Here is a 10,084-nt window from a genome sequence, read left to right as displayed (position 1 = left end):
ACCACCCCACTCCCCCCCCCCCCCCGGGCCCGCGGCGGCCCATCCCTGGGTTGTTTTTTCTTCTCCCCCCCCCGCCGGCGGCGGCGGCGGCGGCCATGTGCCGGGCCGCCTCGCGGGCGCCGAGGAACACACCCCGGGCGTTCACCGCGAAGACCTGGTCCCACGTCGCCGCACTCATCTCGAAAACAGAGACGCTGGGAAAGACGCCGGCGTTGTTCACCCAGATGTCCAGACTTCCGAGATCGGTCACCGCATGGTCGGCCGCCGACGCGACGGAGTCCGCGTCGGTGACGTCCATGGCGACGCCGAGCGTACGCACACCGAAGCGTTCCCCTATCTCTGCGGCGGCGGCCGATGCCAGACCTTCGTCGATATCGCCGATCAGCACGTCGGCACCGGCTTCGGCCAGCCGGAGGGCGATCGCCTTGCCCAGTCCACGGCCGCCCCCGGTGACGACCGCACGCCGGTTCCGCAACGAGGCAAGCTCGGCGAGGGATTTGTTCGATACATCAGGGACGGACATGGATCTCCTTTGCTCTGGCCGATCCAGGGAAGCGGCGTTCAGGACTACCCGCGCACGATGGCGCACCCCCAAATTGTAACCACACTGGTTACTTTTTACGACAACTACACTCGGGCATTCGAAAGACCGTGCGCACCTCGCCCCGAGCAACCGATCGAAGGACCTCCGTGACCTCTCCCGACAAGGCCGAACCGAGAAAACGGCGCCGGGGCCCGAACGCGTCGACTCCCGCCCGCCGTGCGCAGATCGTCCGCGCCGCGCTGGAAAGCTTCGCTCAGCACGGTTACGAGCGAGCGTCACTGCGGGACATCGCCGGGCGAGCACAGGTGACCCATGCGGCGTTGCTTCGCCACTTTTCGGGCAAGGACGAGCTGCTCTTGGCGGCGCTCGCCCAGCGCGAAGCAGATGAGGAGGCGCTGGCGACGCGGATCATCGAGGCCGGAGCGAGCAGGCAGCGCATCTTGAGCGAAGTTCTGCGCGACGAATTCGACGATCCCGACTATCAGCGCAATTGGATGGCGCTGACCATCGCGGCAACCGACCCCGCACATCCCGCCCACGAGTTCTTCGCCGGCCGACGCGAACGGATGCGAACCAGATTCAGTGGCAGCCAACTTCCCACCTCGCGCGACAGCCCCTACCTGTCGGCGGACGAGAAGGTGACCCTGGTACTCGCACTGATGGACGGCCTGCGCATCCAGTCCCTGCTCGACCCGTCACGCGAGACTCTCGGACTGCTGGAGGTTGTCATGACGTTGGTCATCACGGACCCGGAGCAGGACTCCGACGAGTGAGCCCACGCCCGCCGACTCGAAAGGCTGTCGTGTCGGGTCGGCAGATCGGAGCCGAACAGCGTGCACCGGACGGTGTCGTCCGATTCGAGGACGACACCGGGGATATCGAGGTCGAGCCTTATCTCCGTGCCGGTGGAGACCTACCGGACTATCTCTTGTTCAACTGCCCGGCGTCGACCGGGATGACGGAGCCCGAGACATAGCGTGCGTCGTCGGAGACCAGCCATGCGATGGCATTGGAGACATCGAGCGGCTCCACCAGATCCACCGGCATCGCGTTGGACAGTGCATGGGCCAGTGCCGGGTTGCGTTCCATGATCGCCTCCAGGTTCCCGTCACCGGCCATGGGCGTGCGGACCGCGGTCGGGGCGACACTGTTCACCCTGATACTGTGCGGCGCGAGGTAGTTCGCCCAGGACCGCATGAGCCCGACGACACCGTGCTTGGCCGCGGTATAACCGAGGAATCCCGCCGTCGGAATGCCGACACCGATGAGGCCGCCGGTGGAGCTTGTGAGCACGATCGATCCACCCTTACCCCGCTCAATCATCGACGGGATCGCCACCCGACCGGTATTCCACACGCCGGTCAGGTTCACCGCGACCACCTCCTCCCACTCCTGTTCCTCCGCCACCACCGCACCGCCGGCTCCGATCCCCGCGTTGGCCAGGACGATATCGACCGGTCCGAGCTCGGCGACACCCTCCTCGAAGACCTGCCGCAACGCGGCGACATCGCGGACGTCCGCCTGCCTGGCCACGATCCGGCGCCCCTGCTTCTCGACCTCCTCGACAGTCTGTGCCAGTTCGTCGGCGGTTCCCATCGAATAGTGCACCGAACCCAGTTGGGCGCAGATATCCAGCGCTATGACATCAGCACCCTCCTGCGCCAGCCGGATCGCGTGACTGCGGCCCTGGCCCCGAGCGGCGCCGGTGATGAAAGCGACCTTGCCGTCCAGCTTTCCCATATTTATCTCCTTTTTGCTTATGCCGAACCAGTTTTCGGACAGGGATCGGCAGACCGGGCAACGATCTGCCGAAGACGAGGGCCGAGCGGCGCCGTTGATGCGGTATGCCGAGGCCGGGTAGTTCATGGCGGCGCTGACGGCCGCCAGGTGGATTGCGGCCGCATTCGGCCCGCGCTGCGACGCGGCGATCGCCCTATTCGAGATCCGCCATGGTTTTTCCGACATCAGCGAGGGTGGTCGCGGCACCGTAGTCACCGGTGTACCGGTAAGGGGCCACATCGCAGCGGAACAGTCCTTGATCGGGCGCGAAATCGGCCTGCCGCCATCCGTTCGAGGTGGCCTGCACGACATTGAAGCAGCGCGGGGCCGCGTCCTTGTCCGACAGATCGCGGGCGGTATGCAATCCGCCTCCGGCCCAGGCAGTCTCCGCGCCGGCCGCCTCGAAGACACATCTGCGGGTGAGCTGGTCACCGCAGCTGGTGGCGGCCTTGGCGAACAGCAACCAGGACGACAGGGCGCGTACCGAACCCAGCGCGAGTTCCGCGCCCGGTGCGTATTTTGCGAACATATCGTGCATCTGTTTCATCGCCGGCGAGGCATCGACCGCTTCGACCGGCACCGCGCCGGTCAGGTCGACAATATTGTTCTGGAAACTCACCGACTGCGCGGCGGACCGCAGGAACTGTGTGTTGTAGGAGTTGTTGGTCGGGTCGATCCAGTCGAGTTTGTAGTTCATGCTCGTCAGGACATCCTCCAGCTTCCCCAACTGCCGGAAGTCGCCGTAGAAGACCAGGCCCTTGACGCCTTTGCTCTTGATCGCCTGCGCATAGGGAGTCCAGTCCGGGACACCGGATGCCGGGTAGAGGTCGCTGTAGGTCACCGTCCCGCCGGCCGCCCGGATCGCCTCGACAGCCTTGTCGCCGAGTACCTTGGTGACCGGCGAGTCGCCGTTGATGATCCCGACAGCGCCCGCCGAGCCCGGGTACGCCTCGTTCAGCAGCCAGCTCCGGAACCCGAAATAGGGCTCGTCATGTGCGTAGGTGCTCGCCAGGGCGCTGATCTGCAAGTCCGACTGCAGATTCTGCGATTGCGAGACCTGCGCGGGGAATTCCGGCAGCAAGCACGAGAGGCGGTCCTTGACGCCGAGGCCGTCCAGCGCGGCGCCGCCGCCGACAAGTGCGAAGTCCTCGCGACAGGAGTCGAGCATCCGTTGCCGGACCTCCATGAGTTTGGTATCGCGGACTTCGAACACCAGTTTCCGGCCGTTGATACCACCGGCCGCGTTACACCACGACGTAAACGCCTTTGCCGCGTCCACGAATTCCGGTTGTTTGGTGAACCCCACATCGCTGAAGACACCGACCTTGATTTCCTCGGCCGTCACCCCTTGGGCCGGAGCGCCGGTCGCCGCCCCGTCGTGACACACACTCGACAGATCACCGAAGTCTCCGGTTTCGACGTCATTCGGGTTCGCTTCCCTGCCGGCGTCGCCGCGACCGCTACATCCGGCGGTAAGCAAGGCCATCGCCAAGAGGGCTGCGGCAATTCGTCGTGGTTTCACGGTGTTCCTCCTCAACTGGACTTCGTTGACCAGTTGCCGACCATGTCCTCGGCTCGGTCGAGCCTGATCATTTCGCCTGCGTGTAGGTGATGTGCAGTTCCCGCAGTCCGCGCAGGAGGAATGTCGGTTCGTAGCGATAGCTGCGCTGCTCCGGTGCGCCGTGCATGCTGTCGTCGATGGCAATATCACGGAAGCGGTCGAGCATCCGGTTGACGGTGACCTGGCCCTCGGTGCGGGCCAGCGGTGCTCCGGCGCAGGTGTGGATGCCACGTCCGAAGGCAATGTGCTCGCGGGCGTTACGGCGATCGACCCGGAATTCATCCGGATTCTCGAATTTGCGTGGGTCCCGGTTGGCCGCGCCGATACACAGCATCACCACTGTGCCGGCGGGGATATCGACGCCTCCGAGTTGCGTACTCTTGCGGGCCAGCCGGAAGTCGACCTTGGTCGGGCTTTCGAAGCGTAGCGATTCTTCGATGAGCGGACCGACCAGACTACGGTCGGCGCGCACGAGCTGCTGGAGCTCCGGTCGCTCGGCGAGCACGCGGACGGCCGAACTGAGCAGTTTGGTGACCGTCTCCTGGCCTGCCGCGAAAAGGAACGTGGCCGGGCGCACGATATCGATCACCTCGGGAACCGATCCGTCGGGGTAGGTTGTGGTCGCGAGTACGCCCAGAATGTCCTCGCGCGGTGTGGCCCGGCGATCGGTGATGTACTCACCGAAGGTTTCTTCCAGCCACTCCAGCGGATTGGTACCGACCGGCTCATGGTCCAGCGCCCCAACCCTGGTGCCGGGGTCTTTGTGACCGGCGAGCCTGGCCCGGAACTTGTCTCGATCGGCATCCGGAACGCCCAGCAGGTCGGCGATGACCAGGGTGGCGAACGGCTTTGCGTAGTCGTCGAGGAATTCACACCGGTCCCTGGTGACGATCTCGTCGAATTGCCGATCGGCCAACCGCCACATGTACTCTTCGTTCTCCTTGAGCCGCTTCGGTGTGAGCAGTCGGCTCAGCAAGGTACGAGTACGTGTGTGCTCCGGGGGATCCATGGTGACCATGTGCTCGAAGATCGGAAACTGGTGCCGGTGCTCCTCGATCTGCGCACTGATGTCGTCACCGGCGGGTTCGAACGGAAGTGGCGGGAACGGACCGCCGATGGCGACACAGGCGGAGAAGGCATCGGTATTGCGGAACGCCTCGTTGGCTTCCTGGTAGCCGGTGACCGCAACGACTCCGTAGTGGGGTTCCCGGAACACCGGGTTCCGGCTACGCAGGTATGCCAGATATTCGTAGGGGTCCTGAGCGACCAGCGCATCGGAGAAGTAGTCGACAGACGCCAGATCGGTCATTGTCAGCCTTTCGTGACAAGGGCGGCGAGCATCGGACGCCCGCCCGGAACGCCGCCGTGGGTAGTGGTGTCGAGCAGTCGAGCCGGCCGGGCCGGGCTCAGCCCATCCCGATCCGAATGTTCTTCACTTGCAGAAACTCGTAGAGTCCTTCGAGACCACCGGTGCGGCCGAAACCGCTGTGTTTGTAGCCGCCGTAGGGGCCCTGCGGTGAGATATCGCTGACCTGGTTGATCCAGACGGAACCGGCCTGCAGAAGTCGTGAGACACGATGCGCCCGAGCCAGATTCGTGGTCTGGATAAAGGCATTCAGACCGTAGGAGCTGTCGTTCGCGATCCGGATCGCTTCCGCCTCGTCGGTGAATCTCATCACCGATACCACGGGTCCGAAGGTTTCGGCCCGCGCCAGGTCCGACCGGTTGTCGACATCGGCGAACACTGTCGGCTCGATGAAATAGCCGTCGGCCAGCTCACCGCCCATTCGTTTGCCGCCGGTGAGTAGTTCGCCTGCGCCGGTGGAAACGGCTCGGTCGATCACGCCGAGGATGCGATCGGCATCCGGCGCACTCACCACCGGGCCGAATATCACCGTGGGGTCGAAGGGATCGCCGACTCGAGCGGATTCGACGGTGGCGACGAACCGCTCCAGAAATGCGTCGTAGACGGATTCGTGTACCAGTACGCGGCTGGCGCAGGCACAGCTCTGGCCGGATTGGACGATGGGACCCTGATAGGCCGACAGCTGCACGGCGGCATCGAGATCCGCGTCCTCGAATACGATATTGGCGGATTTGCCACCGAGCTCGGCCACCACCGGCACGAGATTCTCCGCGGCAGTCGCAAGTATCTTGCGCGCGGTCCTCCCGCCGCCCGTGAAGTGGATTTTGCCGATTCCGCTGTGCCGGACGAGCGCCTCACCGCCTTCGGGCCCGGCGGGTACCACGTTCACCAGCCCCGGCGGCAGCCCCACCTCAGTGCACAGCTCACCGAACCGCAATGCCGCGAACGGCGCCGACGGCGAGGGTTTGAAGACGACGGCGTTACCGGCCGCCAGTGCGGGTGCCACACACGATGCGGCCACGACCATCGCACCGTTCCACGGGGCGATGACGCCGACGACTCCGTAGGGTTCCCGTTCGATCAGGTTCAGGTCGAACGATCCGGCCGCCGGGGTGCTGAGGCCGTGGGGTTTGTCGACGTACCCGGCGAAGTGGCGCAGGAAGCGTTCGAGCAGCAGGGTGTTGATCGCCAGGGAAATCGGTACGGCGTAGTCCTGCACATTCAGCCGGGAGAACTCGGCAAGATGCTCGTGAACGGCATCGGCGAGATCGATCAGCAGGTCGCGCCGACGGTCCGCCGTGAACGATATCCATTCGCGCTGGGCGTTCCGGCTCGACTCGACAGCGAGGTCGATCTCCTCGGCGCCGGCGAGTTGGACGGTGCCGTTCGGGCGGCCGGTCCCCGGGTAGATGTGTGCGTGGGTGCCGCCGGAACTCCGATCTATCCGGTCGCCGCCGATCAACAGCGAACCCGGCAGTTCGACAGCCGAAGGGTCGAGATTGTCAGTAATGAGGGCCATCGGTGCTCCTAGGAAGTCGCTGCGTCTTCGGCACGCCACTCGTTCAGGACGCGGGCCTTCTGCTCTTCGATCACCTGACTGAGGTGTGTCGCCTTCGGCAGGCCGGAGTAGGCAGCGAACTGCAGTGCCAGCTCATCCATTTCCTCGAAGGACACATCACGGCTCTTCAAGGCGGCATAAACATGGGAGAGGATCGGAATCGGTGCGTCCTGGAATCCGACGCACGCCACGGTGATCAACCGGCGCTCTTTCATACTCAGCCCCGGGCGCAGCCACATCTCGCCGAAGACGAAATTGAGAATGCCGGCCCCCTGGTACGGATTGTCACGGTCGGGGGCGAAGGGCATACAGTTGACCTCTTTGAACGACTCCACGCCGCGCGCCAGCCGTGCCTCCGGATCGCTCGGTGACACCAGTGGCAGCAGGGGTTCGGGGGCAGGAACGGAGAGGTCACGTTCCTGGTGGATCCGCTCCCACTGCTGGTCGACGACCATATTGAAGCGTGATGCCTTCGGCCACCCCGCGTAAACGGCGAAATGCAGCACTGCCTCGCGCATTTCGGTGATGGAGATATCACCGCTGTTCAACGCCGCATACACATGCTCGATCAGCGGCTGTTCGGCGTCGGAATCGGCGATGCACGCCAGCGTGATGAACCGCCGGTCCCGGCGGCTCAGCACCGGCCGAGTCCATACTTCGGCGAAGACGAAGTCGATCAGGCCGTGGGCCGTCGTCGGGCTCGAATCCTTCGGGGGCGCGAAGGTCATCACTTCGGCGAACTCGCGCCGGCCGCGTTCCGACCGCTGCGCAGTACTCACTGCCGCGCTATCGATGGTTCCCATATCGTTCGCTTTCATCTGAGGGTGACACCGGCATCGACCTTGAACTCCATCCCGGTCACGTGCCGGGCTTCATCGGAAATCAGGTACAGCACGGCGTTACTGATATCGAGGGCCTCGGTCATCACCACCGGCAGCGCGTTACCGAACAGCGGTGCCAGATCCGGACGCTGCTCCGTGAGCAGACCGAACAGTGACTCCGGGGACATACCTGTCGCCACACCGGTCGGGTGCACGGTATTGACCCTGACGTTCTGCGCGGCCAGCTCATTGGCCAGCGCGCGACTCAGTCCGACCACACCGTGTTTGGAGGCCGTGTACGGGAGGTGCAACGGCGTGCCCTTCAGCCCCGCCGCGGAACTGATATTGACAATGCTGCCACCGCGATCGACAAGGTGCGGAAGTGCGGCGGCGCAGGTGTTCCACGTGCCGATCAGATTGATATCGACCACTGTCCGCCACTGCTCGGCGGTGGTCGTATCCCATGTCGCGGCCGTCAGGACGCCGGCATTGGAAACCGCCGCATCCAACCCGCCGAGTCGCGCCACCGCATCGTCCACTGCCGCCGACAGCACCTCCGCGTCGCGTATATCGACCACCGCGGTGATAACGCGGCGACCGTGCTTCTCGACCAGCTGTGCGGTTTCGGCGAGATCTTCCGGCGTCGACAGTGGATACTCGAGTTCGGGCAGTGACCGGCAGATATCGATCAGAACGAGGTCGGCGCCTTCCTCCGCCAGGCGCACCGCATGGCTGCGGCCCATCCCGCGGGCGGCACCGGTGATCAGCACACGCTTACCGGCGACCCTGCCGGGCGATTGTGAGCTCTCGGTCATCGCATCCCTCACAGCTTGTTGCAGAAGCCGGCATCGACGGGCATGGCCACGCCGGTGATGTACTTGGCCTCGTCCGAGGCGAGGAATGCAACGGCCGCGCTGATGTCCTGCGGCTCCAACATCGCCACCGGCATCGGGTTCATCAGATGCGGGCCACCATCAGGATTGTTGGCCGCCCATTCCATCATCTGCGGATTGACCGCCATCATGGTATTGACCGCCGTCGGATGCACTGTATTGACGCGAATACTATGTGCCGCAAGATTATTTGCCAGACATCGCATGATCCCCACGATGCCGTGCTTGGAGGCTGCGTACCCGAGCCCACCACCGTCGAGCCCACCCATACCGACCAGGCCCGCCGTGGAACTGGTGAACACGATGCAGCCACCCCGGCCGCCTGAGATCAGATGCGGAACTGCCGCACGGGCGGTGTGGAACGCGCCGGAAAGATTCACACCGACTACATCGGCCCACTGCTCGAGTTCGGTCTCGATGGGAACCTCTTCCAGCGACAGCGGTGCGATACCCGCGTTTGCGCAGACGATGTCCAGGCGGCCGAACTCGGCAACGCCGGCGTCCAGGGCGCCGCGGAGCTGGGGAAAGTCGCGCACATCGGCCACCGACCCGAGCATCCGGCGACCTTTCGCCTCGACGAGCGCAACCGTTTCCTCGAGCTCGTCCCGGCTCGCCATGGGATAACTGTTGGAAGCGATATCGGCGCAGATATCCACGCCGATGATGTCCGCTCCCTCCGCAGCCAGCCGGACGGCGTGACTTCGGCCCTGTCCCCGCGCCACTCCGGTGATGAAGGCGACTTTGCCATCTAACGAACCCATCGATCCTCGCTTCGGTGCCGAGCAGATCCGCGTCACCTCGGCTGACCCACGAGGAGCGCGACAAACTATGAACGAAAACTACTATTGAACTGTGGTAATGTGATTACCACAAGGCGAGAATAGCAGTTCCGCAATGGAGAGGGAAGGAATCGGACGAATTGACCGAACAGCGCGATGTCACCATGGACTCCGCACTCGGGCAGGGCGAGCAACGCATCCGCGAGGCCGTCGTCTCTATGCTCGAGACCGACGGATACGACGCGATTCAGATGCGCGAGGTGGCCCGGCGTGCCCGGGTATCGCTCACCAAGATCTACAAACTGCACGGCACCCGCGACGAACTGATCCTCGCCGCACTGGACTGCTGGATGCGGGAGAACCGCTACGCCGGACTGTCGAGCTACACAGCCCGCCCGGGCGAGCCACTCCATACCGCCCTGATGCGCGTACTCCGCCCGATCTTCGAACCTTGGGAGCACCATCCCGGCCTGCTGATCGCATACTTCCGCGCACGAGCGGCCGCGGGCGGCGAAACGTTGATCAACCACGGACTCGAGGCCGTGGTTCCCGCCGCGATGACAGCGTTGGCCGATATCGACCCGGAATTCATCCAGGACCTGGATGCGATCCTGACCAGCCTGGTATACGGACTACTGGGACGAGTCGCCGGCGGCGAGATCGAAGTGACAGCCATCGTGCCCGCAGTCGACCGCGCCGTGTATTGGATGACTACCGGATACGAGGCCGCCCGCGGGCATCAGTAACCGCTCGAACGCATCGGACAGACTCGGCGCCGGCCCG

10 protein-coding genes are annotated in these 10,084 nt (G+C 64.4%); 2 read left to right on the top strand and 8 right to left on the bottom strand.

Going from position 1 to position 10,084, the window contains the following annotated elements:
* On the bottom strand, positions 1 to 523 hold a 523-nt coding region (locus QH276_RS16420; RefSeq protein WP_280406798.1), incomplete at its 3' end, for an SDR family NAD(P)-dependent oxidoreductase.
* A gap of 167 nt (positions 524 to 690) precedes the next feature.
* Between QH276_RS16420 and QH276_RS16415 the strand changes: the two genes are divergently transcribed.
* Entirely contained in the window at positions 691 to 1,317 is a 627-nt protein-coding gene (locus QH276_RS16415) for a TetR/AcrR family transcriptional regulator (protein WP_280399797.1), read from the top strand.
* Between the two features lie 148 nt (positions 1,318 to 1,465).
* Here QH276_RS16415 and QH276_RS16410 read toward each other — a convergent pair whose 3' ends face one another.
* The 7 genes from QH276_RS16410 to QH276_RS16380 form a co-directional block, all read right to left on the bottom strand.
* Positions 1,466 to 2,284, bottom strand: a complete 819-nt coding sequence (locus QH276_RS16410; RefSeq protein WP_280399796.1) for a mycofactocin-coupled SDR family oxidoreductase — start codon at positions 2,282 to 2,284, stop codon at positions 1,466 to 1,468.
* Positions 2,285 to 2,477: 193 nt separating this feature from the next.
* On the bottom strand, positions 2,478 to 3,845 hold the full coding sequence (locus QH276_RS16405; protein WP_280399795.1) for an ABC transporter substrate-binding protein: 1,368 nt from the start codon (positions 3,843 to 3,845) through the stop codon (positions 2,478 to 2,480).
* 67 nt (positions 3,846 to 3,912) lie between these two features.
* Positions 3,913 to 5,193 (bottom strand): cytochrome P450, encoded by a 1,281-nt coding sequence (locus QH276_RS16400; RefSeq protein WP_280399794.1) that lies wholly within the window; start codon positions 5,191 to 5,193, stop codon positions 3,913 to 3,915.
* A gap of 97 nt (positions 5,194 to 5,290) precedes the next feature.
* The gene (locus QH276_RS16395) at positions 5,291 to 6,769 is read right to left on the bottom strand and encodes an aldehyde dehydrogenase family protein (protein WP_280399793.1); all 1,479 of its coding nucleotides are present in this window, start codon (positions 6,767 to 6,769) and stop codon (positions 5,291 to 5,293) included.
* 8 nt (positions 6,770 to 6,777) lie between these two features.
* Complete coding sequence (locus QH276_RS16390) at positions 6,778 to 7,611, bottom strand: carboxymuconolactone decarboxylase family protein (protein WP_280399792.1); 834 nt, start codon at positions 7,609 to 7,611, stop codon at positions 6,778 to 6,780.
* 11 nt (positions 7,612 to 7,622) lie between these two features.
* On the bottom strand, positions 7,623 to 8,444 hold the full coding sequence (locus QH276_RS16385) for a mycofactocin-coupled SDR family oxidoreductase (RefSeq protein WP_280399791.1): 822 nt from the start codon (positions 8,442 to 8,444) through the stop codon (positions 7,623 to 7,625).
* Between the two features lie 8 nt (positions 8,445 to 8,452).
* Complete coding sequence (locus tag QH276_RS16380) at positions 8,453 to 9,283, bottom strand: mycofactocin-coupled SDR family oxidoreductase (RefSeq protein ID WP_280399790.1); 831 nt, start codon at positions 9,281 to 9,283, stop codon at positions 8,453 to 8,455.
* Between the two features lie 182 nt (positions 9,284 to 9,465).
* On the opposite strand from QH276_RS16380, the gene QH276_RS16375 reads away from it, so the two are divergent.
* Entirely contained in the window at positions 9,466 to 10,047 is a 582-nt protein-coding gene (locus QH276_RS16375; RefSeq protein WP_280399824.1) for a TetR family transcriptional regulator, read from the top strand.
* Positions 10,048 to 10,084 lie beyond the last annotated feature (37 nt).

Origin of the sequence: Nocardia carnea (assembly GCF_029869215.1) — a bacterium.
Taxonomy (GTDB): Bacteria; Actinomycetota; Actinomycetes; order Mycobacteriales; family Mycobacteriaceae; genus Nocardia; species Nocardia carnea_B.
This window is presented reverse-complemented; position numbering and strand designations above follow the sequence as displayed.

Coding starts and splice junctions, on each gene's coding strand:
- QH276_RS16380 (WP_280399790.1), bottom strand. CDS start 9,283: ATGGGTTCGTTAGATGGCAAAGTCGCCTTCATCACCGGAGTGGCGCGG.
- QH276_RS16390 (WP_280399792.1), bottom strand. CDS start 7,611: ATGGGAACCATCGATAGCGCGGCAGTGAGTACTGCGCAGCGGTCGGAA.
- QH276_RS16410 (WP_280399796.1), bottom strand. CDS start 2,284: ATGGGAAAGCTGGACGGCAAGGTCGCTTTCATCACCGGCGCCGCTCGG.
- QH276_RS16385 (WP_280399791.1), bottom strand. CDS start 8,444: ATGACCGAGAGCTCACAATCGCCCGGCAGGGTCGCCGGTAAGCGTGTG.
- QH276_RS16375 (WP_280399824.1), top strand. CDS start 9,466: ATGGACTCCGCACTCGGGCAGGGCGAGCAACGCATCCGCGAGGCCGTC.
- QH276_RS16395 (WP_280399793.1), bottom strand. CDS start 6,769: ATGGCCCTCATTACTGACAATCTCGACCCTTCGGCTGTCGAACTGCCG.
- QH276_RS16400 (WP_280399794.1), bottom strand. CDS start 5,193: ATGACCGATCTGGCGTCTGTCGACTACTTCTCCGATGCGCTGGTCGCT.